The sequence below is a fragment of the Desulforhopalus glucosivorans genome (assembly GCF_054397165.1).
The window spans coordinates 62,903-85,105 of the sequence record NZ_AP044854.1; the positions used below are offsets into that span (position 1 = coordinate 62,903).

The window sequence follows — 22,203 nt, forward strand, 5'->3', positions numbered from 1 at the left end:
TTTGAATGTTCGTTAACATCTGGTTCTAGAGGAGTTTTGAGATGGATCAACACTATGGGCACAACAATATAGGATCTTTTTAATTTCCCGTCAATCTCTGAAGCTGTATTGACTATGGGGGATGCTTCAGGTCTTGTAACTGCTAGGATAGAATATAATAGGGAGTGAATGATTATAAAATATATTTATGATGAAGTGGAATATATCTATTGTAATCATGGTCTTATGGTGATTATTCTTTGATGGGGTGTACTTGACAAGGAGAATTTTACATATACTATATGATGGTTGAGGAGCAGTTCTAACCTCTATGTACTTGGTACGACAGCTGAACCGTTGAATTTATTGGTAGGTTCTTATCCCGATAAACAGAAAGCATGTCGGGATACGCACCTTCACGAAACTCAAAAACAAAATTAAAAAAATAAGAGATGAATTTCTAAGGCTCTACATGGTAGCGAAAAAAAATTCCATAACAAATATATGGATGCTGAGCCGGGAGTATGGTGATCTGGCCGGTGCCGGCGGAGTGAAGGATGTCGTGTCTCAACTCTCTAAGTCTCTTGCCCGCTGGAGTGGGCGCTCGGTCCACGTTGTACTGCCGTGCTATGGCTTTATGTCGGCTGCAAAATTGGGGTTTACTCCTGTGGAAGATCCTCTTGCACCTGGGCATACACTGCATCTTGCAGTGGAAATGAATCTTCCCAAGGAGCCTGCCAGCGAGGTCGTGTCATTTCTCTACAAAAAGCAGGAAAGAGTACATATCTACCTTGTTGCAGCTGAAAGATTCGCCGCCAAGCAGTCGGTGTATACCTATACTGCTGAAGAAGAGGCGAAGAGTTCCTGGCAAAAGACTGGTACAGGTCATCATGATTATTTTGCCATGAATGTCTTGCTGCAAAAAAGTGGTTTGGAACTCATGGTGGCCTTGGGCGAGAAGCCGGATGTGATTCACTGTCATGATGGTCATACTGCGCTTACCTCTGCCATAATACGCGAAACAACAGGGTATAAAACCTATTTTCGTGGAACGGGTTGTCTGACAACTATTCACAATGCAGGTTATGGGTATCATCAGGAAGTGGCAGATATTCCCTATGCCCAGTCCATTAGCGGCCTCTCAGGTGAGACAATTCTTAATCATCAGCTGGAAGAAAAGTTTGATCCCTTGCTGGTAGCAGGTGCTTTTGGGCTTGTGAATACGGTGAGTGAAAACTATGCCGATGAATTGCAAAAATCCCAACAGGATCAAATGACAGGCTGGTTGGGGCACGAGCTTGGGAGGCGTGGTGTTCTGCTTGAGGGTATAACTAACGGCATCGATCCCGAGGGATTTTCACCAGCAAGTGAGGCTATTCTTGCGGAGCACCGTTTTGATCCAGGCTCTGCCAGTGATGATCTTGCCGGGAAGAAGTCTTTTAAGCAGCACTTTACCAATTTAATTGCTGAGCAGACCACGTTTGAAGGTGTTGAAACTTTTGGTTCCTTGGATTCAAGGCTGGATGGTGCTCTGTTTTCTTTTATCGGCCGATTGAGTGGACAGAAGGGCGTTGATATCTTACTTGAAGTATTGCCGGTTTTTCTTGTGCAAAATAGCCATGCTCAGGTCGTTATCTTGGGTAGTGGAGAAACTCAGATTGAGGCGGGACTAATGGGTCTTGCACAGGAAGAGAGATTTTCAGGAAGGGTCTGTTTCTTACGGGGCTTTAATTCAGAGCTTGCTGAAAAGGTCTATTGCGCCGGAGACTATTTTGTAATCCCATCAAGGTTTGAGCCTTGCGGACTCACTGATTTTATTGCTCAACTGTATGGAAATATTCCAATCGCTCACCATGTTGGCGGGCTCGTGAAGGTGGAGGATGGGGTGACAGGGCTTGCCTATAAGGGAGACGCACCGGGGGATTTACTCCAGGCCCTTGGTCGTGCTTTACAACTGGAAGATAATCCGGACAAGAAGAGAGAAATACAGCTCCAGGCAGTTGATGTGATTGAAAAAAAATACACCTGGTCAAAGGTTATGCACACCTATTTGAAACTCTATCTCAAAAGTAAAAATAATCAAATAGAAGGTGCGTTGCTGCAGTAACTTTTTGGTTGTAGTGAACTGTTTGAGTCTCTGTTTTTTTAGACACCTACCTCGGCGTATGTTCTGTTTCCGGGGTTAGTGTCCTGTTAATGACAATGCTTGTGTCAGGGGTGCTATATCGCCTGGCAGGACACAGCGAAATACACAACCGGCCTGATAACTGATATGGCCGGAATTCCAGGAGGAAAAAATGTCTGTAAAAATTGGTATTAACGGCTTTGGCCGAATCGGTAGGAACATTTTCAGAGCACTATCTCAGGATCCAGCATTTGCTGATATCGAAATCGTCGGGATTAATGATCTGACAGATAATGCCACTCTGGCCCATCTGTTGAAATATGACTCAGTGATGGGGGTGTTCGATAAGGAAGTAGAAAGCAATGATAAAGGTATCGTTGTAGATGGAAAGCAGATTGCTGTCTCTGCCCACCGTGATCCCGCCGAAATTCCTTGGGGTGCTTTGGGTGCTGAGTATGTTGCAGAGTGTACAGGAATCTTTCGCGATGCCGAATCTGCGCAGGCCCATATCGATGGTGGTGCTTCTAAGGTGATTATTTCTGCTCCTGCAAAAGGTGGCGTCAAGACCTTTGTAATGGGAGTCAATGAAGATGAGTACGATGCAACAGTTCATCATGTTGTCTCCAACGCCTCATGCACAACTAACTGCCTTGCTCCATTTGCTAAGGTTATTTTGGATAACTTTGGAATTAAAAGAGGCTTGATGACCACAATACACGCCTACACAGGCGACCAGCGTCTGCTTGATTTTCCACACTCAGATCCACGTAGAGCAAGGGCTGCAGCTCTTTCCATGATTCCTACAAAGACTGGAGCCGCGGCAGCCGTGTCTCTGGTTATTCCTGAGCTAAAAGGAAAGTTTGATGGTCTTGCTGTTCGCGTTCCAACTCCTACTGTGTCCATTGTTGATGCCGTTATGGAGGTTGAGAAGGAAACAACAGTTGAGGAAGTGAATCAGGTTCTTAAGGCTGCTGCTAACCGTTACCTTGGTTATACAGAATTGCCACTGGTCTCCATCGATTTCCAGGGAGACGGCCGTTCCTCCATTGTTGATGCTCAGTCAACGAAGGTTATTGGCACTACGGTTAAGGTGATGAGCTGGTATGACAATGAGTGGGGGTACTCCAACAGGATGCTCGATCTTATCCTGCATATGGATGCGAATAAGGCATTATAAGGCCATTAAGATATAAGCATCAATATTTTACTCCGGGAAATTGTGTCTTAGACGGAGTAAAGTACCACAGTACTAAGCGCCTTTGGAGGGATCTTCAAAGGCGTTTTTTTTATGCTTGGCTGAAAAAGAAGTAATTCATTATAGTGTAAGATGAGAAAACGATATTTTATGAAGGGCACCCTTACTAAGGAAAATCGATGGGCATGGATATAGAAACTGACGGGTCGGTAATAGAATCGGACGCATTGAAAGCCAATCTTCTTGAAACTGCAGGAAAGGTTGAGATAGATGGGGAGCTGCATCTGCTTCTTGAGATTGTTGAGCCATATAAGGGCCTGCACTCGACCTTAGAAAAACTACTCTATGAAGTGTGCCATCCATTTCGAAACTGGAAGCTGGTGTTGCCACAGCTTCGAAGTTTTGCGCTTAAAAATATTAATTATTATCGAAATGATCCACGGGGGCCTGAGGCATTTCGACTGTTTGCCCGTCTTTTTGTGGAAGCCCTCCATGATACGGCTCGTGATCCACAGCTGCTCACCATGTCTGTAAGTGCTGTTATGACATGGCTCGATAAGATGCTTCAAAAATGTAGTGCAGATGATTTAGAGCGATTTGGTCCGGAGCTTAACAGATTGTTCGTCACTCTTGGTGAGTTGCGGGCCACGGATAAAGTGGTTCTTATGAAGTTCGTTCATGGACAGTATCCACTCGCGAAACTCGGGAAAAGACTTCTCGTTCTTGGCAAGGAGGGTGCTTCCTTCGATTTCAATCCTTTTGCTGAATTTATCAAAATTTCCCAGGAACTCTGTTACGAATATTGGTTGAGTGAGGATGATCCTCTTGCCTGGTTTCTTGGGCGTTGTTCAATTCCTGTCGCCGATTCAAAATCATCTGAGCTCTTTGCCGCTATATCCCATGACGTGTATCACAAGCATCTTGAACTGCTGCATAATCTCGACCTTGAACGTGATTCAATGTCTGGTCTTGAAAAGATTTTGGAGCTGCCCGATCATATTGAAGTTGTAAAATATTACCGGGGGATGCCCAATAAACTTGTGGCAGCAGAGGAGATATTTAACAAACTTGAGGAGGACTGTGATGTCTCTGTCCACTTTTTTAAAGAGAACAGGAAGCTGCTTTTTCTCTTTAAGATAATGGATACGACCGGTCTGTATCTGATCCATGAAGAAACACTGCGTGAGGTTAATCGAAGCCTGGTTCAGCTGATTCGTCAGCAGAGTTTTGAGGAGATTGAAGAATTTTTACTCACCACCTTCAAGCTGCTAAAAGCAAATGTGAAGAAATATCCGCACACCTCCCTGCAATGTATTCAAGTGCTTGGTGGAGAGGTTTTTGACCGCGGTAATAGTCGGATGGTTGAAGCCTTTTTGTGGGGAGTGGTCCGCTTTGGTTTTCAGCATGCAAGTGTTGTCGGGGTGGATGAAAACTGGCAGCCCATTTCAAATCCTGCGCACCTAGCCAATATACGGGTCTGGCTGCACCTTATCATGCGTGAGCCAAAGTGGTGCTCCACTCTTTTCTCAGCGCTTATTATTCATCTCAAGCTGTCAGGTACCTGTGTAAAAGATACGGATCTGTTCCAAAGAGATATTACCCAGCTGCTTAACCACCCCATTGAGCCTATTTACAATCTTTCCAAGCAGTTCACCAAGTTGATGCCGGTATTTTTCAACGAGATCGGGTCAGAAGGTGAGTTGCGGGATGTCTCAACTGAGCTTGATGAGATCCATAAACGAAAGGATCTGCTTATCCATTTTCTCAGGAAGCAGGGCCATGTTGAGAGTTCTAATCTGATCGTGGATTTTATCCAGGCAATTATTGTTTTTTGGAAAACAGGTGAAAAGTCAGTACTCGGCCCATATGTCCCTGAAGATGTGTATGTCCAGATTAAGAAGAACGGACCATATGTTGATGATCAGTTTGTTTTAAGCGAGCGGTTCTGGGCAGAGATGGGCATAGAAGATGTCGAAGATATGCTGGATCTTGATGAGGGACGTATTTCTATTTTTCTGGCTCGGCAGAATGATCTTCAAAAAAGTGAAGTGCGACGATTTGAACTGCTTATCCAGATGTATAAGCTGCTCCATAAAAAGTATAATTTAGGTTTTCAGCAGTTAAGAGCTGAGATTAGTCTTGCTGTAAATGACGGTTTTCCAGAGATGGAGCCGCTGCTTTCAACTCTGGAGCACTCTGATACAGAGCAATGTCTTGACTCTCTTCTCACCGCCCTGGAGGGACTAAAAGAGATTATCCTCTCCGAGGAGACCTTTGAGGCCCGTGAAGATATCTATTATAAGCGGCATATCGCAGTTGATATTCCGTCTGTATATGGGCGCTATAAAGAAAAGAAGTTTGATGCACTGAGTCTTACCTATCGTCTTGAAAATCTGGCAAACATCTATCTTGAGAAATTGCCTGAAACGGTTAATCTTTCGATTATCACCCAGGCAACATTTTATAATATTGTCCGTTGTATCAAACTCTATATGCGGGCTCTCTCCGTTGATGGTATCACCTCAAGGCGTTTGAATACCTATCTGATGATGCTGGAAAACTCCATAAAGATACGCCGTTTTTCCTATACTCAGTATCTTGATATCTTAAGAGGAATGTCGGAGGGCGTAAAGGATATTATCTACGCCTTTTATACCAATATTCACCAAAACAACCTCTCCATCATTATTCCCCAAATTGGGGAAGATAATATTCTTGATAAGCTCAGTAGCCAGTATGATGTTGATGAGATGGGCACAACCATCCAGCGAATTTCTGAATCATTCTTGCGGGAGTTGATTGCCTCAACCTTTGGCCTGCAGCACCTCGATAATTTCATCCTCAGAATCCTGCAGACGCTGGAGAGTCAGAAAGATCTTCTGGACCAGGATAAACTTGATCTGTTGATGACCTATAATCCTGAAAGGGCATTGTCTAACCTGCATCAGCCCAACCCCTATACCAACAATATCATACACTTAGGAAATAAGGGCTTTAATCTTGTGACACTGACCCGCCATGGTAAAAAGGTGCCGCCTGCTTTTATCATCACAACTGAGGTGTTTCGCTGCAGGGATATTGTCTTTGATTATTCCCTGACACGGGATGAATTTATGCAGCGGATACGGCGTGCTCTTTCGGAAGTTGAAGATTTGACCGGTAAGACCTTTGGCTCACCGGACGCCCCTTTGCTGTTATCCGTTCGAAGTGGTGGAGCTATCTCCATGCCCGGTATGATGGCCACGGCCCATAACGTTGGCTTTAATGAGGAGATGATAACGGAGCATGTGGAGAGACACGGTAACGGTTATCTTGCCTGGGATAATTATCGTCGTTTTCTTCAGTCCTGGGCCATGATTTCAGGAGTGGGTAGAGAGGACTTTCAGGTTTTGATGAATAAGGCCAAGGATTCGGCCAATGTTTCTTTGAAACGTGAGTTTTCGCCAGAACAGATGAGGGATCTTGCACTTTCTTATCAAAAGCTCATTCGCGAGCGTGGGCTTGGGATTCCAGGGGACCCCTGGTTGCAGTTGGTCCATGCTATTGAACTTGTTCTTGATTCCTGGGAAACTCAAAAAGCCTTGGAGTATCGAAGGATTATGGATGTCTCGGATTCATGGGGAACTGCAGTAATTGTACAGGCAATGGTCTATGGTAATAAGAGTGATCAGTCCGGTGCTGGAGTTGTTTTTACGGCTCACCCATATAGAAAGGTGAGGAGGGTCGCTCTCTGGGGAGATTATGCCTTTGGTGATCAGGGTGAAGATATAGTCTCTGGGCTTGTTTCGAGTTGTGCCATTTCGGTTGAGCAGGCTGAGCTTGATGGTCGTTCGGTGGAAGATTCTCTAGAGATGCGTTTTCCAAAAATCTATGCAGAACTTTTGGAGATTTCCCGGGAGCTGGTTTATGACAAGAGGTGGAATGCTCAGGAGATCGAGTTCACCTTCGAAGGCCCTGAGGCCGAAGAACTGTATCTCCTACAGACACGGGATATGATAACTATTAAAAAGAAAGAGCATCTCAATGTGTTTGTTGAAAGTAAAGCTCTGGAAGAAGCTCATCTTGGCAAGGGGGTTGGGGTGTCTGGTTCAGCACTTTCTGGGCTTGCTGTGTTTACCGAAGATAATATTAAGGTTTTAAAGAAAAGTCAGCCCGGGGTGCCACTTATTCTTATACGTCAGGATACTGTTCCTGAAGACATTAAGGTTGTGAGCCAGGCGGATGGGTTACTCACTTCACGGGGGGGGCAGACTTCCCATGCTTCAGTTGTGGCTGTTCGTCTAGAGAAAACCTGTGTGGTAGGTTGTGGGAAATTGACGGTATACGAAACGGAAAATTATTGTGAAATTTCGGGACAACGCATTAGTTTTGGTGACCATATTTCCATAGATGGTAGAAATGGTCAGGTTTTGTGCGGGACTCACGATATTGTTGAGGAATATCATATTCTTCCAATTTAATAAAAATAGCGATGCTCATTTTTTTTAATGGCGTTTGAAATCCCAGAGCATTACTATGGTATCAATAGGATAGACCTGTTAAGCGTGTTGATGAGATGTGTGATTCTCTTTATATAAACCACTTAAAGGAGTGGTTGAGGAGGCGGGGTGGCTACAATTGTGTATAAAAAAGGGCCCAAGCTGTTTTCACTAGCAAGAAAAAAAGCGATAACCTTAGGTGTACCTCAGGAAAAAGGTGTAAAACTGGCAGAGTTGATTTGCAGGATTCAGGAGCAGGAAGGTAACGATAGCTGCTTTCGCAAAAGAGACGCCTGTAGTCAGACTACCTGCTGCTGGCAGGCCTCCTGCGGGGCTGAAATGAATAGTGAGTCCTAGCCTAAGCTTTGAACCAGTTGTAAGCCAGTTGTAAAGAGAAGTCGTCAGACTATTCTTTATAACTGGTTAGTGTCTTACTCAGGAAAACCTGTCATGACAAACAGGAAACTCAGGAATTGAATTTGAAATGGTACGTTTAGTTATACCACCAGATAGTGAACGTAGTGAGACCTTCGGGGCACTTATCCTGTTTATCGGGGTTAGAGTGACTTTTGGTTATGGCTTTCGGCAACGCCCAGCTTTTTTAGTATGAGTCCTAGTGGGCAGAACTTAGTCACGCCGAATTGAAGTAGGTTTAAGCCAACAAAGGCTGTGAATAACAACCAGTAACTACTATGAAAGACCGGGCTGGCCTCAACTCCTAAAGAGAGGCTGAAGAGGATGAAGAAACCGGCAATGGAGTGTATCCAATCTGTTATGATCATTGTTGTATCCCTACAATTTGCTGGAAAAATATATTCTTATTAAAAATTAGGACAGAATAACGTTCGCATTGTTTGAATGAGTTCAAGTATTCTTTTGTCCACTATTTTGTTGTAGATGAAATTTGCGTCTTTTCTAAAGTCAATAATGCCTTGACTCCGTAGGATGTTCAGATGCTGAGAAACATTGGCATTTGTCGTTTTTACCTGATCTCTGATTTCCCCAACCGAAAGCTCTTTGTCTTGAAGCAGACAAAGAATTTTTAAACGAATCGGGTGTGACATCGATTTAAGTAGTTTGGACATATTGTCAATTTGTTCGTCTTGCATCCTTTCACCTAATTAAGTATTTCATCTTTTAATTTAATAGCGATTCCACTTTTGTAAAGTATCTTTATTCAAGTTCATTGAAACAGCTATGTAAATGTGTGAACCATAAATAGTGCTACAATACAGTCTAAAATACGGATTATGCAATATAAAAAGAGTATTTTATTAATGGCTAATATGAAGTTTATGATCAGTCAAACCAATATGGAGCATACTGTTTACTGGTGACAGTATATTATTTACTCCAATTTAAAGCCATACATATGGGTCATTTTGTCTAAAGAAAAGGATTATTTTGGGCAATTGAAACGATAGACTTGAATCTCAGAGGAGAAAGAGGTTTATTAAAATGAATTTTAATTCATTGATATACTTTTTGGAGGCAGCTGATGGAGAAGAGTCTACTTGATCCCGGTTCGGTATGTTTGCATGTCGTCGATGTTCAAAAGAGCCTTATGGCCAAGATTGATCAAGCTGATGCTGTGGAACGTAACATTGAACTCTTACTTAACTGCTCTAAAATATTAGAAATACCTGTTCTTGCAAGTACTCAGTATAAAAAAGGTCTTGGTCCCTATGGGGAGCGTATTAGGCCCTTGGTTGAAAAGGTCCCTCAGTTTGATAAGGTCACTTTTAGTGCTGCAGCAGACCCTTACACAGCGGCTCATTTAGAGACGTTAAAACCAGCTCTTAAAACTGTAATCGTTGTAGGGGTTGAAACCCATATCTGTGTCTATCAGACGACAATGAATCTTATGGCTCAGGGTTTTGGGGTGTGGATTGTGGCTGATGCTGTTTCCGCTAGAAACCAGTTTGATCATGATATCGGGATTGCCCGGATGCAAAGTATGGGAGCTGCAATTGGTTCCACTGAAATGTTAATATATGAGCTTCTGGGCCGGGCAGGAACAGAAGAGTTTAAACAAATTTTACCGTTCATTATTGATCGAGATTCATAAAGCTTCAAAGAAGAAGAGAGCGTCACCTGTATAACTGAATGTTATGAGGTGGTAGTGAGTGAATATTATTTTTGTCTTGTAGAAAACTATGAAAGGAAATGAAATTCGTAGCAAGTTTCTTGCTTACTTTAACGATAAAAATCACACTGTTATCGATAGCTCGTCACTTGTTCCAAAGGATGATCCCACACTACTTTTTGTTAATGCGGGTATGGTGCAGTTCAAGACTGTATTCATGGGAGAAGACAAGCGGGATTATAATAGAGCAGTAACAAGTCAGCGTTGTGTCCGCGCTGGTGGTAAACATAATGATCTTGAAAATGTTGGTTATACCGCCAGGCACCACACCTTTTTTGAAATGCTTGGTAACTTTTCTTTCGGGGATTACTTCAAGGAAGATGCCATCAGGTATGCCTGGGAATTTCTCACAAAAGAATTGGGTGTTGATGCATCTAAACTCTGGGTTTCAATTTTCGATGATGATGATGAAGCTGAAGAGTTGTGGAAAAAAATTGATGACCTGCCCAAGGGTCGTATAGTACGCATGGGTGAGAAAGACAATTTTTGGGCCATGGGAGATACCGGACCATGTGGACCTTGTTCTGAAATTCATATTGACCAGGGTGCTGAAGCTGGTTGTGGAAAGCCCGAATGTAAGCTTGGTTGCGACTGTGACAGATTCCTGGAGTTATGGAATCTTGTTTTTATGCAGTTTAACCGTTCTGAAGATGGAACCATGACCAAGCTACCCAAACCGAGCATTGATACAGGGATGGGACTTGAGCGTGTGGCTGCGGTACTGCAGGGCAAGTTTAATAATTATGACTCTGATCTGTTTATACCTATCATTGCAAAACTTGAAGAGCTCTCCGGAAAGACCTATGGTGATGATGCAAAGTTTGACGTCGCGATGCGGGTCATTGCAGATCATGCACGGGCAACGACCTTTCTTGTGTCCGATGGAGTGCTACCCTCTAATGAGGGGCGTGGTTATGTGCTGAGACGTATCATGCGAAGAGCCGTTCGTTATGGCAAGTATCTTGGACTGGAAAAATCATTTCTTGAGGATGTTACCCGTGTTGTTGTGGCTGAAATGCAGCACGCATATCCGCAATTACTTACCACTGATTCCCTGCTGATTAAAGTTGCAAATAATGAGGAAGAGCGTTTTCGCGAAACCCTTGAGCATGGCCTGGCCCTGCTTGACGAGGAAGTGGAACGCCTGAAAGGATCTGAAGATAAGACTATTTCAGGAAAATTCATCTTTAAGCTCTATGATACCTTTGGATTTCCTTTTGATATTGTTCGTGATATTGCCCTGGAGAAAGGCTTTAGCTTTGATGAGGAAGGTTTTCTTTCTGAAATGGAAAGCCAGAGAAGCAAGTCAAGGCAATCACGTAAAGGTGAGGGTGTAAAACTTCTTGGCGAGGGTGTGAAGAGTATTGTTGCTGATGGCAAAAAGGCGACCTTTACTGGATATTCTGATCTCTGCGGAATTTCCAGGGTCGAAGCTCTTCTTGATGCCGATGGAAGGAGGGTTCAGCAGTTGCCTGTTGGTCAAAAAGGGCAACTTTTTGTTGGCTCAACTCCGTTTTACGCAGAGTCTGGCGGGCAGGCTGGTGATACCGGGACCATCACCTGGGATGGTGGAGTAGCCCAGGTTACTCAAACCTCTGTTGAAGGAGATAAGATTATCCTTCATGCGGTTGAAGTAAAAGAGGGTGTTTTAGCTGAAGGAAGTGAGGTAACCCTCACCGTAGCAAAGAGCGAGCGTAAAGCGTCTGCTGCCCATCATACAGCGACCCATCTTTTGCATGCCGCACTGCGAGAAGTCCTGGGGGATCATGTGAAGCAGGCGGGCTCACTCGTGGGACCAGAGCGACTGCGTTTTGACTTCACCCATTTTAGTCCGGTTACCCCTGATGAATTACAGCAGATTGAACTCCTCGTTAATCAGAATATCTGGGAAAATGGTTCTGTTGAAACTCGCCTGCTTGATCGTGAAGAGGCCTTGAAAGAAGGTGCAATGGCACTCTTTGGTGAAAAGTATGATGAAAAAGTCCGCGTTGTCTCTGTTACTGATTTTAGTAAGGAACTTTGCGGTGGAACGCATGTTTCAGCCATTGGTGAGATTGGTGTCTTTAAAATCCAATCTGAAGGAGGAATTGCTGCAGGAGTAAGACGTATTGAGGCACTTGCAGGAAGCGCTGCATACGCCGACATCCAAGGAGTCTATTCTGAGCAAAAAAAGGCCGCTGAGCTGCTTAATGCCCAGGGCTCGAGTGACGTAGCAGTTAAGGTTGAACAGTTGCTTGGTCATGTAAAAGAGATGGAAAAACAGGTGTCTGACCTGTCAAAACAGCTTGCAAGCTCCGATCTGGATTCACTCTTTGATGCTGCAGTGGAGATTGATGGAATTAAAGTCGTCTCTGCTGAAATACCCCTTGATAGCCCCAAAACCTTACGCGAAGTCGGGGATAAGGTACGTGATACCCTGGGCTCCGGTGTGGCTGTTCTAGGCGGTGCCATCGGCGGTAAAGCTGCAATCCTGGCCCTTGTCAGTAAGGATCTTACCTCAAGGATAAAAGCTGGTGCACTTGTGAGTAAGGTAGCCCAGGTTGTCGGCGGTAAAGGTGGCGGTCGACCGGACATGGCTCAGGCCGGCGGACCGATGGTTGATAAATTACCAGAGGCAATAAAAACTGTGCCTGCAGCTGTGAAAGAGATTCTTTCTCAAAACGAGTAGGCAGACAATTTTAAGGTAACAGAGCGCCTTTCAGGTCATTTGTAGGAGCTGTAAAGAGCGCTCTTTGTTGTGTATCTGTGAGGGGTTGAGTTAGATAAAATAGTTGACAGAATCGCAGAACTGCAGTAAGAATTTTTGGCTATTGTGAATGGTGGTTCATTTTTTCACACTCAGCGTAAATCAGTCGTCACATCAGTAGACCAATCGCGGTTATCATTCATTTGACGTCAAATGGATGTTTAGTTTTTTTTCGTTATCTTAGTTAAGCAGGAGTACTAACATGATTACGACGGATATCACCTTAGTTATTCAGATTATTAACATGATTGTCCTCATGTTTATCCTCAATCGGGTCCTTTACACGCCAGTAAGGAACATCCTGAAAGAGAGATCTGAAAAGCTACGGGGCATGCAGGATGACATCTCGAAGTTTGAGAAAGATGCACAGCTCCGACAAGAAGAAGTTGATGCAAAAATGGCACAGGCCTCTGGCAAGGCTAAGGCAGCACTGGACACAGCAAGAGCTGGGGCACAGGCTGCTGGCGATGAAAAGTTGGCGGCAATCAAAGCGGAGGCTGTAGCAGCAAAGGATGAAAAACTTGCTGCACTAAAGGCTGACATTGAGACTGCTAAGGCGAGTTTGCAAGATGGTATGGATGATTTTGCAAATGAGATGGCAAGTAAAATTTTAGGGAGGAGCCTGTAATCATGATTGGAGTGAAAAAAATTGCGGGCCTCATAAGCTTGCTGACCTTGACACTTTGCTTTGCTCTGTCCTTTGGAACAGCGCTTGCTTCAAGTGATACTGGCCACGCACCTGCCGCAGCTGAACATGCTGTTGCAGCCGATGCACATGTCACAGCTGACGCACACGCTGGGGATGCAGGCGGTCACGCTGTTCCTAACAGTCTCTCTGCTGAAAAGCTTAAGGATCTCGGCTGGAGAATTGTAAACTTTATCGCTCTCATGATCATTCTGGTTAAATTCGGTGCAAAGCCAATCGGTTCTGGCCTTTCAGCACGCAGAACGAAAATCAAGGATGAGATTGAAACTCTCGAGCAGCAAAAAGTTGACGCTGAACAGTCATACAATGACTTTCAGACTAAGCTTGCTTCTGTTGAGACTGAGATTGATAAGGTTGTCGATCGCGCTGTAGCACAGGCTGAGGTTGAAAAGACCAAGATCATCGAAAAAGCTGAGCAGGCTGCTGAAGAAATTATGCGTTCAGCTGAGATGGCGGTGCAAAACGAAGTTACTGAAGCTCGCAGGGCTTTGAAAAATGATGTTGCAGATCAGGCAGCAGTCATTGCAGAAGAGCTCATAGTGAAGAATCTCACTGCGGACGATCAGGTGAAGATCATCGAAAACTATTTAGATAAAGTGGGGGCCGTACAGTGAAACAGACTATCCTCGCAAAAAGATACGCCAAGGCAATTTTCACCATAGGGCAGGATCAGGAGAATTACGAAGAGTACAACGAAGTACTCCAGGGAGTAGCTACTCTCTTTAACGAAAATCCTGAAATTGCAGACGCCCTGACAAACCCCTTGTACCCCATGGACGTAAAAGAAAAAATGATGACTGATGTCGTTGCTTCTATGGGTGTTGATACTGTCATGGGGAACTTCCTGAATCTTTTAGTTCAGAAAAAGCGAGCAGAGATATTGCCGGAAATAGCTGACGCTTATAAGACCATGGTTGATGAAGCTAAAAACATCAGTCATGGCAATGTTATTTCAGCAGTTGAGCTAAGCGATGAATTAAAAAACAATATTCAAACAGTATTAGAAAAATTAACAGGCAAGAAAGTTGAACTGACGACCAGTGTTGATCCAACTATCATTGGTGGTATGGTCGCCAAGGTAGGAGATCTGGTGTTGGACGGAAGTATTAAGACTCAGCTTGCAGGTTTAAAAGATTCCATTAAGGGGAGAGAATAGATGCAGATCAAAGCCGCAGAAATTAGTCAGATAATCAAAGATCAGATTGGGGCCTACGAAACCAGCGTTGATCTCAACGAGACCGGAACCGTAATCTCAGTTGGTGATGGTATTGCCCGTATTTACGGTGTTCAAAATTGTATGGCCATGGAGCTTCTTGAGTTTCCTGGTGGTATCATGGGCCTTGCACTTAACCTCGAAGCAGACAACGTTGGTTGTGCTGTTCTTGGTAACGTTTCGGGCATTAAAGAAGGTGACATCGTTAAGCGTACCGGTAAAATTGCGGAAGTTCCTGTTGGACCTGCAATGGAAGGTCGTGTTGTTGATGGTATTGGGCTACCTCTTGATGGTCTCGGGCCTATCGAAAGTGAGTTAAGCTCTAAAATTGAGGTACTGGCTCCTGGTGTTATCGCAAGAAAAGGTGTTCACGAACCATGCTACACCGGTGCAAAGGCAGTTGATGCTATGACCCCTGTTGGTAAGGGACAGCGTGAGCTGGTTATTGGCGATCGTCAGATTGGTAAAACAGCCCTTTGTGTTGATGCTATCATCGCACAGAAAAACACCGATGTTCACTGTATATACGTCGCCGTTGGTCAGAAAAAATCTACCGTTGCCCTCGTTGTGGAAGCACTTCGTAAGCACGGTGCCATGGAATACACCACTGTTGTTTCAGCCTGTGCATCTGATCCTGCTCCTATGCAGTACATTGCACCATTTGCCGGTTGTGCCATGGGTGAGTATTTCCGTGACAACGGTCAACACGCTCTGATCATTTATGATGATCTCTCCAAGCAGGCTGTTGCTTATCGTGAGCTTTCTCTCCTTCTAAGACGTCCACCAGGTCGTGAAGCATATCCTGGAGATATTTTCTTTAATCACTCTCGTCTTCTTGAGCGTGCTTCTAAGGTAAATGATGAGCTTGGTGCTGGATCTCTTACTGCACTGCCAATCATTGAGACCCAGGCGGGTGATGTTTCTGCTTTTATTCCTACCAACGTTATTTCCATTACCGATGGTCAGGTTTATCTTGAGCCAAACCTCTTCTTCTCTGGTGTTCGTCCTGCAATTAACGTTGGACTCTCAGTATCCCGTGTTGGTGGTGCTGCCCAGGTAAAAGCAATGAAGCAGGTTGCAGGTACACTTCGTCTTGATCTTGCACAGTATCGTGAGCTTGCAGCATTTGCTGCTTTTGGCTCAGATCTTGATGCTTCAACCCAGGCAAAACTTACCCGTGGTGAGCGACTGGTTGAAATCCTCAAGCAGCCACAGTATCAGCCTCTTCCAATGGAAAAGCAGGTTACTATCCTGTATGCTGGTTCTAATGGTTATCTTGACACACTGCCTGTAGATACTCTTGCAGATTATGAGAGTGAACTCTATAGCTACATTGAGTCCAATGAGCCTTCTATTTTCTCTGACCTCGTAGAAGAAGAGAAGTTTACCGATGGTATTAAGGAGAAACTCAATAAGGTACTGACCAGCTTTGGCGACACTTTCAAGGCAACCAAAGGTCTCAACTAATCTGAAAAGGTCAAGATATGGCGAGTCTAAAAGAAGTAAAAACAAAGATCACGGGCGTTAAGAAGACGGCTCAGATCACCAAAGCCATGAACATGGTTGCCGCGGCGAAGCTCCGCGGTGCCCAGGAAAAGATGGAGTCCTTTAGACCTTATACCGCTAAATTCAACGACGCGATGTCAAACCTCTCTGGTGGCGCGAACACCAACGCTTTTCCACTTATGGAAGAAAGAGATGTTAAGAGTGTCGAGTTAGTGGTTGTGACCTCAGATAGAGGTCTTTGCGGGTCTTTTAATGCGAATATCGTCAAGCTTGTTATGAAGAAGATTGGCGCGTATGAAGCAGAAGGCAAGTCTGTCAGCTTGGTTTGTGTCGGGAAAAAAGGGTACCAGCTTCTGAAAAAAACCGGAAAGGTCAGAAAAAGTTATTTAGAAACAATGGGTAACTTTCAGATGTTCAATGCCAGGGAGATTGCAACCGATCTAACCCAACAATTTTTGAATGGGGATAGCGATAAGGTTGAGGTCGTTTACGGAGAATTTCAGTCCGTTGCACGACAGGTTCCTGCGACTTCTACGTTTCTTCCGGTACAACCGATTGAAGCGGAAGCAGATGCTGAACAGCAAATCTCCGGTGATTACATCTATGAACCGTCAACTGAAGAAATCATGGATGTCCTGCAGCCACTGTATCTCAATGTTGTTATCTACCACACCATGCTCGAAGTTGGTGCATGTGAGCATGCAGCACGTATGACTGCAATGGACAATGCAACCAGCGCATGTAAGGACATTGTCGCTAATTTGACTGTTGTGTACAACAAGGCACGACAGGCAGCGGTAACAAATGAGCTTATGGACATCGTTGGCGGTGCAGAAGCCCTTAAATAATAATTTATCATTTGATAATCTAAGACTTTTTAGGAGGGGTAAAGCCCAATGAGTGATCAAAGAATTGGAAAAATTACACAGGTTATTGGACCTGTAGTAGATGTTGAATTTGAAGCAGGAAATCTGCCATCAATCTTAAGTGCTTGTCTGGTAACAAATCCTGGTATTGATGATACTGAGGGAAATCTCGTTGTAGAGGTTGCTCAGCATCTCGGTGACAACGCATGTCGTTGTATCGCAATGGATCAGACTGATGGTCTGGTTCGTGGAATGACTGTAACCGATACTGGTAAGCCAATTACTATTCCAGTTGGCGAGTCCGCACTGGGTCGTATTATGAATGTTGTTGGTCGTCCAGTTGATGGCCTTGGTGAAATCGCAGCTGAAAAGTCTATGCCAATTCACCGCGAAGCTCCAGCTTTTACCGAACAGGATACTGAGGTTCGCGTTCTTGAAACCGGTATTAAGGTTATCGATCTTCTCGTACCTTTCCCACTTGGTGGAAAGATGGGACTCTTCGGTGGTGCTGGTTGTGGTAAGACCGTTATCATGATGGAAATGGTTAACAACATTGCAATGCACCATGGTGGTATCTCAGTTTTCTGTGGTGTTGGTGAGAGAACCCGTGAAGGTAACGATCTCTACCATGAGATGAAGGATTCAGGCGTTCTTCCTAAAGCTGCCCTAGTTTACGGTCAGATGACAGAGCCTCCGGGAGCACGTGCTCGTGTTGCTCTTACCGGTCTTACTGCGGCTGAATATTTCCGTGATGAAGAGGGACAGGATGTACTTTTCTTCGTTGATAATATCTTCCGTTTTACCCAAGCTGGTTCTGAGGTATCTGCGCTTCTTGGACGTATTCCTTCAGCGGTTGGTTACCAACCAACTCTGGCGACAGATCTTGGTGCCCTTCAGGAACGTATTACCTCCACAAAGAAAGGTTCCATTACAGCGGTTCAGTGCGTATACGTACCCGCGGATGATTTAACTGATCCGGCTCCTGCGACTACATTTGCTCACCTTGACGGTACTGTTGTTCTTTCCCGTCAGATTTCTGAGCTTGGAATCTACCCTGCGGTGGATCCACTTGATTCAACCTCCAGAATCCTCGATCCAAACGTTATTGGTGAAGAGCATTATCAGGTTGCCCGTGGTGTTCAGGTTTCTCTCCAGAAATATAAGGATCTTCAGGATATCATCGCCATTCTTGGTATGGATGAGCTTTCTGAAGAAGATCAGCAGCTCGTATCCCGTGCTAGAAAGATTCAGAGATATCTGTCTCAGCCATTTACCGTTGCAGAAGTTTTCACCGGTATGCCTGGAAAATTTGTTAAGGTTGCTGACACCGTTCAGGGCTTTAAAGAAATTTTAGAAGGCAAGCATGATGAGCTGAACGAGAACTCCTTCTATATGGTTGGTTCCATAGACGAGGCGGTTGCTAAAGATGCGGAGTCTAAATAATAGACTGTAGTTGACCGCATTAAGTATTTGCTGAAGTATTGTTGCCCGTTATGGGCAGCAATACTCAGGTAGATACCCAAATTTTTGCTAAAGAGGACAGTTCGATGGGACAACAGATAAGACTTGAGGTCGTAACTCCGACCGGTGCAAAGGTTGACGAAGATGTAGATATCGTTAACGCGCCCGGTTTTGGTGGTGACTTCGGTGTACTCGCAAACCATGCGCCTTTTCTGTCGACAATCAAAATTGGTACTCTGACATATGAGAATGGTAAATCACGTGAATCCCTGATGGTTAGTGGTGGATTTTGTGAGGTCTCAAATAATAAGATCACCTTTCTTGTTGAAAGTGCCGAAAAAGGCTCTGAAATCGACGTTGAGCGTGCAATGAAAGCAAAGGAAAGGGCAGAGAAGCGCCTCGCCCAAGCTGCTCAACAGACAGAAGATTTCAACCGCAAGAGAGCAGAAATTGCTCTCCAGCGAGCCATTGTACGATTGAAAGTGGCGAAGATGTAGTTCTTAGTTATATTGAAGTAAAAAAGGGGCCTTACTCGTTTGAGTAAGGCCCCTTTTTTTGTTTAACAGCGAATGTGTTCTTAGTTATTTGAATATTACCATTGTATGGTCAAATTGTTGGTGATACAGAAGGCTTGATTTATAATAAATGGTAACTGTGATGAGAAAGTATTATCAGTGATCGAGATGATCAGAAATGGAGTAACAAAATAATAAATAATCTGTTCAACTCATGTCAACGAGAAGTGGCCAAAAAGAAGTAATATTGTCCCGACATATAGCAAGAACAGAGGTAGTTTAGCTAGTTTCCAGTGTTCTATTGCAAATACCAATGGCCCTATCCACCCAACCAACATGCATACTAAAGCCCAACCAAAACTAACCTTAAAAGCTCGCCAAACAATCCAAAAATATCCAATAAAACTTAACAAAATCCCAATAACTAAAGAAAATGTGTAAAAATTATGCATAGTTCACAAGAATATCAATAGGAACGTACCCCTATCTTGATTTTAGTTCGAAAAAAATGGAGCAAACCAACTGTAACAGTGTTGAACCTCCTGTTAACAGCCATTAATCCAACATGCCCAGAAGGTTTTCGATAACTATAAATGGATCGATTTGAGTGTAATAATCCCATATTGAACTTGAGCTATTTTTATATTTTTTTACTTGATCTTCTTTTACAAAGATACCCTCACAACTTCCACAAAGGTAGACCTCCATGTTAGATATATGGCCCAAATTTAAATCTACATTTTGGCATTTTGGGCAAGGACAGTTATTTGATTTTTCTTTAAATCGAAAAAAATCACTTATAGAAAATGCCACTTCATAATATTTTTCAAACTCACTTGGATCAAACCATATCGCATTGCAATTATCACATTTGTCAATTTCAAATGGACCAACATCTACAGACTTTAAGAATCTACTACAGTAAGGACATTTCATTTCTCATTGCTAATAAGTTCTATTGCACTGAATTCATAAATAAGGATTTGAACAATTCCGCACTGTCAGTGTAAGTCAAATCAAACATTCTGTGCAATGCAAATATGTTAGGCACCTTGCACAATATCACGGCATTGTATGTAACTAAGATGTTCAATTCTGATATTGACTATTAAATGTTGGTTCTCAAATGTAACAGGAATAATCATCGAAGAAACACTTTAAACTCAGTACTTGAGATATTAAGCAGCGGTGTAAACATGTCCCTATGCTACAGAGAATTTTCGAGGCTTGGGGTATTATCCGTGTAATTAAAGGCTTGAAATTGGGCTGTGGTGGAGCTTACATAGGATCGAATACCGTCAGCGATCTCTTGGGTTAAGAGTCTGACAAAGGTGGGGTCTGAAAGGTTTTTGACATCTGCTTTGTTGGTGATGAAAGCAATCTCAAGAAGAATAGCAGGCATCTGCGCACCGATTAATACGTAAAAAGGTGCTTGTTTAACGCCCAGGTTTTTAATGTTTGAGTACCCTTGGTCTGCTGCTTCATCGAGGATCGAGTTATGAACCTGTTGTGCCAGCCTTGATGATTCCTCGATTTTAGAATTCTTCATGATATCAGAGAGTATATCTTGCAGATCACTCATCTGGTGGGTCGACGTCGCATTTTCCATGGCAGCAACACGCATGGCTTCAGCATTGGTAGTCAAGTTGAGATAGTAGGTTTCAAGCCCACGTACCTTTGCTGAAGGATGTGCATTAACATGAAGAGAGACGAAAAGATCGGCATTTTCGGTATTGGCAATGGCTGTTCGTTCTTCAAGTGATATAAAGACGTCCGTGTCGCGGGTAAATATAACTTCACAACCAAGTTCTTTTTGCAGGACAGGACCAAGGATCTTAGCAATCTTTAAGACAACGTCCTTTTCCTTGATGCCATGAGCCATAGCGCCTGGATCCTTCCCTCCATGACCTGGATCAATAACAATTTTTTTGACGCCAAGACCAAGCTGTTGGGCAAGTGAAAGAGCGTCTGTCTTTGGATCCCTTCGTTTTTCTGTGAGAGCTTGTGTATCTGTACTACTGATTGTACCGTTAATGGATTTTTTCTTAGACTGTCGCAGTATAACAATACCCTCGCTTTCATCTGCGGTAATAATCTTTTTAGTTTTCTTCCTGTCCTGTCCAATCTTAGGGGTGTGGGGATCCGGCTTTGTCTCAGCAATCGCCACACCTTCAGGTTCTTCGTGGCCCTTACCACGCACATCAATGACTACTCTGAACGGATCTGGAAGGCTGAATATTTTGTAACTGCCAATGGTTTCGATATCAAGAACTACCCGTACGGTATCGGGGCTGAACTGACCGGTCCTAATTCTTTCAAGGAGTCCATCTTTAATCGGAACAGGAGCTCGGTATTGGGGTTCTATATAGCTGTCCTTAAAATCAATATAAAGTCGTCTGGGTGTGTTTTTTGTTGGCTCCAGGAGAACCTCTTTATAGTTCACAGGACCAGATGCCATGATGACAACTCTGGTGTAATGGTCAGAAGACCAGTATTTTACGGGTAAAACATAACTGAGTTTATTTTCCCCCGAGGCTGATACCATGATTTTGGGCAGGGCAATATTGTGTTCCTTAGAGAGAATTTTAAGGAGATCCTCCGCCTTAGAGTGCATGTCACCACTGGTATAATTTGTAACGATCTCGATGAGAAACTTTGACGCTTGAGTGGGGTCTTCTTTTTTTAGAAAAACGTCAGCCAGTTCAAAATAGGCATCATCTGCAAGAGTATGCTGGGGGAAGAGTCGGACAATGTCTTTATAGTAGGATACAGATTCATCCAGATCGATAGGTTTTTCAAATATCTGGTACATATCCCGATAGAGTCCTCCAAGCATGAAGAGGCAGGGTGCAGCAAATTTTGACTTTGGACTAGAGAGATAAATTCTTCTGAAGTTTCGTGTTCCTTTCAACCAGTTATCACGGGTTGAAGACAGTTTTGGGTTTGTTTGGAGCTGGTTGTAATAGAATTTTGCCTCATCATATCGCTTTGAAACAGGAGGAGGTCCACCCCCTTCACCTTGAGCGACGCCTGGTAACGCCCATGCAGAAAGGAGGTGAATTGCAGCAAAAAGAGCGATGAATAAGGATCGATGAATCATTATGGTATTAAACACACTAAAACTGATTTAAAGGTAAAGCAACTCATTGAATGAAAACAAAATTATTATACAAGAAAGGTGGTCTCATAGCAAAATTAAATACTCATCCGCCAACTATTGTGCATTGAAGCATGCAAAATGACAGGATGTATACCCTATGTTGTACT

Annotated in this window: 17 protein-coding genes; 13 read left to right on the forward strand and 4 right to left on the reverse strand. The window is 43.7% G+C overall.

Features of this window, described 5'->3' with window-relative positions; all coding sequences use genetic code 11:
• The first annotated feature begins 451 nt into the window (after nt 1-451).
• The 4 genes from ACX6CI_RS00305 to ACX6CI_RS00320 all read left to right on the forward strand — a co-directional run bounded on the left by ACX6CI_RS00305 (nt 452) and on the right by ACX6CI_RS00320 (nt 8,134).
• Complete coding sequence (locus ACX6CI_RS00305) at nt 452-2,086, forward strand: glycogen synthase (protein ID WP_458776181.1); 1,635 nt, start codon at nt 452-454, stop codon at nt 2,084-2,086.
• Nucleotides 2,087-2,276: 190 nt separating this feature from the next.
• The gene (gap, locus tag ACX6CI_RS00310) at nt 2,277-3,281 is read left to right on the forward strand and encodes a type I glyceraldehyde-3-phosphate dehydrogenase (RefSeq protein ID WP_458776182.1); all 1,005 of its coding nucleotides are present in this window, start codon (nt 2,277-2,279) and stop codon (nt 3,279-3,281) included.
• Between the two features lie 203 nt (nt 3,282-3,484).
• A complete protein-coding gene (locus tag ACX6CI_RS00315; protein ID WP_458776183.1) occupies nt 3,485-7,759 on the forward strand; it encodes a PEP/pyruvate-binding domain-containing protein in 4,275 nt (1,424 codons plus the stop codon).
• A gap of 147 nt (nt 7,760-7,906) precedes the next feature.
• Complete coding sequence (locus tag ACX6CI_RS00320) at nt 7,907-8,134, forward strand: hypothetical protein (RefSeq protein ID WP_458776184.1); 228 nt, start codon at nt 7,907-7,909, stop codon at nt 8,132-8,134.
• A gap of 200 nt (nt 8,135-8,334) precedes the next feature.
• Here the strand turns inward: ACX6CI_RS00320 and ACX6CI_RS00325 are convergent, their stop codons facing one another.
• Entirely contained in the window at nt 8,335-8,559 is a 225-nt protein-coding gene (locus ACX6CI_RS00325; protein ID WP_458776185.1) for a YgaP family membrane protein, read from the reverse strand.
• Nucleotides 8,560-8,598: 39 nt separating this feature from the next.
• The gene (locus tag ACX6CI_RS00330; protein WP_458776186.1) at nt 8,599-8,886 is read right to left on the reverse strand and encodes an ArsR/SmtB family transcription factor; all 288 of its coding nucleotides are present in this window, start codon (nt 8,884-8,886) and stop codon (nt 8,599-8,601) included.
• A 389-nt stretch (nt 8,887-9,275) separates the two neighbouring features.
• Here ACX6CI_RS00330 and ACX6CI_RS00335 point away from each other — a divergent pair, with 389 nt between their 5' ends.
• The 9 genes from ACX6CI_RS00335 (at nt 9,276) to ACX6CI_RS00375 (ending at nt 18,918) form a co-directional block, all read left to right on the forward strand.
• A complete protein-coding gene (locus ACX6CI_RS00335; RefSeq protein ID WP_458776187.1) occupies nt 9,276-9,845 on the forward strand; it encodes an isochorismatase family protein in 570 nt (189 codons plus the stop codon).
• 88 nt (nt 9,846-9,933) lie between these two features.
• Nucleotides 9,934-12,591, forward strand: coding sequence for an alanine--tRNA ligase (gene alaS / locus ACX6CI_RS00340; protein WP_458776188.1), 2,658 nt, complete (start codon nt 9,934-9,936; stop codon nt 12,589-12,591).
• A 280-nt stretch (nt 12,592-12,871) separates the two neighbouring features.
• Nucleotides 12,872-13,297 (forward strand): ATP synthase F0 subunit B, encoded by a 426-nt coding sequence (locus tag ACX6CI_RS00345; protein WP_458776189.1) that lies wholly within the window; start codon nt 12,872-12,874, stop codon nt 13,295-13,297.
• Nucleotides 13,298-13,299: 2 nt separating this feature from the next.
• Nucleotides 13,300-13,989, forward strand: coding sequence for a F0F1 ATP synthase subunit B (gene atpF / locus ACX6CI_RS00350; RefSeq protein ID WP_458776190.1), 690 nt, complete (start codon nt 13,300-13,302; stop codon nt 13,987-13,989).
• A complete protein-coding gene (locus ACX6CI_RS00355) occupies nt 13,986-14,531 on the forward strand; it encodes a F0F1 ATP synthase subunit delta (protein ID WP_458776191.1) in 546 nt (181 codons plus the stop codon). Before atpF ends, ACX6CI_RS00355 begins: the two co-directional genes overlap by 4 nt.
• On the forward strand, nt 14,532-16,055 hold the full coding sequence (atpA, locus tag ACX6CI_RS00360; protein ID WP_458776192.1) for a F0F1 ATP synthase subunit alpha: 1,524 nt from the start codon (nt 14,532-14,534) through the stop codon (nt 16,053-16,055).
• A 17-nt stretch (nt 16,056-16,072) separates the two neighbouring features.
• Complete coding sequence (atpG, locus tag ACX6CI_RS00365) at nt 16,073-16,942, forward strand: ATP synthase F1 subunit gamma (RefSeq protein WP_458776193.1); 870 nt, start codon at nt 16,073-16,075, stop codon at nt 16,940-16,942.
• Between the two features lie 48 nt (nt 16,943-16,990).
• The gene (gene atpD / locus ACX6CI_RS00370; protein ID WP_458776194.1) at nt 16,991-18,403 is read left to right on the forward strand and encodes a F0F1 ATP synthase subunit beta; all 1,413 of its coding nucleotides are present in this window, start codon (nt 16,991-16,993) and stop codon (nt 18,401-18,403) included.
• 104 nt (nt 18,404-18,507) lie between these two features.
• Complete coding sequence (locus ACX6CI_RS00375) at nt 18,508-18,918, forward strand: F0F1 ATP synthase subunit epsilon (RefSeq protein WP_458776195.1); 411 nt, start codon at nt 18,508-18,510, stop codon at nt 18,916-18,918.
• A gap of 573 nt (nt 18,919-19,491) precedes the next feature.
• On the opposite strand, the gene ACX6CI_RS00380 is transcribed toward ACX6CI_RS00375, so the two are convergent.
• Both ACX6CI_RS00380 and ACX6CI_RS00385 read right to left on the reverse strand, forming a co-directional pair.
• A complete protein-coding gene (locus tag ACX6CI_RS00380; RefSeq protein WP_458776196.1) occupies nt 19,492-19,872 on the reverse strand; it encodes a TFIIB-type zinc ribbon-containing protein in 381 nt (126 codons plus the stop codon).
• Nucleotides 19,873-20,143: 271 nt separating this feature from the next.
• Complete coding sequence (locus ACX6CI_RS00385) at nt 20,144-22,036, reverse strand: N-acetylmuramoyl-L-alanine amidase (RefSeq protein WP_458776197.1); 1,893 nt, start codon at nt 22,034-22,036, stop codon at nt 20,144-20,146.
• Nucleotides 22,037-22,203: the final 167 nt, after the last annotated feature.

Coding starts and splice junctions, on each gene's coding strand:
- atpF (WP_458776190.1), top strand. CDS start 13,300: ATGATTGGAGTGAAAAAAATTGCGGGCCTCATAAGCTTGCTGACCTTG.
- alaS (WP_458776188.1), top strand. CDS start 9,934: ATGAAAGGAAATGAAATTCGTAGCAAGTTTCTTGCTTACTTTAACGAT.
- ACX6CI_RS00345 (WP_458776189.1), top strand. CDS start 12,872: ATGATTACGACGGATATCACCTTAGTTATTCAGATTATTAACATGATT.
- ACX6CI_RS00330 (WP_458776186.1), bottom strand. CDS start 8,886: ATGCAAGACGAACAAATTGACAATATGTCCAAACTACTTAAATCGATG.
- atpD (WP_458776194.1), top strand. CDS start 16,991: ATGAGTGATCAAAGAATTGGAAAAATTACACAGGTTATTGGACCTGTA.
- ACX6CI_RS00385 (WP_458776197.1), bottom strand. CDS start 22,036: ATGATTCATCGATCCTTATTCATCGCTCTTTTTGCTGCAATTCACCTC.
- ACX6CI_RS00380 (WP_458776196.1), bottom strand. CDS start 19,872: ATGAAATGTCCTTACTGTAGTAGATTCTTAAAGTCTGTAGATGTTGGT.
- ACX6CI_RS00325 (WP_458776185.1), bottom strand. CDS start 8,559: ATGATCATAACAGATTGGATACACTCCATTGCCGGTTTCTTCATCCTC.
- ACX6CI_RS00315 (WP_458776183.1), top strand. CDS start 3,485: ATGGATATAGAAACTGACGGGTCGGTAATAGAATCGGACGCATTGAAA.
- ACX6CI_RS00305 (WP_458776181.1), top strand. CDS start 452: ATGGTAGCGAAAAAAAATTCCATAACAAATATATGGATGCTGAGCCGG.
- atpA (WP_458776192.1), top strand. CDS start 14,532: ATGCAGATCAAAGCCGCAGAAATTAGTCAGATAATCAAAGATCAGATT.
- gap (WP_458776182.1), top strand. CDS start 2,277: ATGTCTGTAAAAATTGGTATTAACGGCTTTGGCCGAATCGGTAGGAAC.
- ACX6CI_RS00375 (WP_458776195.1), top strand. CDS start 18,508: ATGGGACAACAGATAAGACTTGAGGTCGTAACTCCGACCGGTGCAAAG.
- ACX6CI_RS00335 (WP_458776187.1), top strand. CDS start 9,276: ATGGAGAAGAGTCTACTTGATCCCGGTTCGGTATGTTTGCATGTCGTC.
- atpG (WP_458776193.1), top strand. CDS start 16,073: ATGGCGAGTCTAAAAGAAGTAAAAACAAAGATCACGGGCGTTAAGAAG.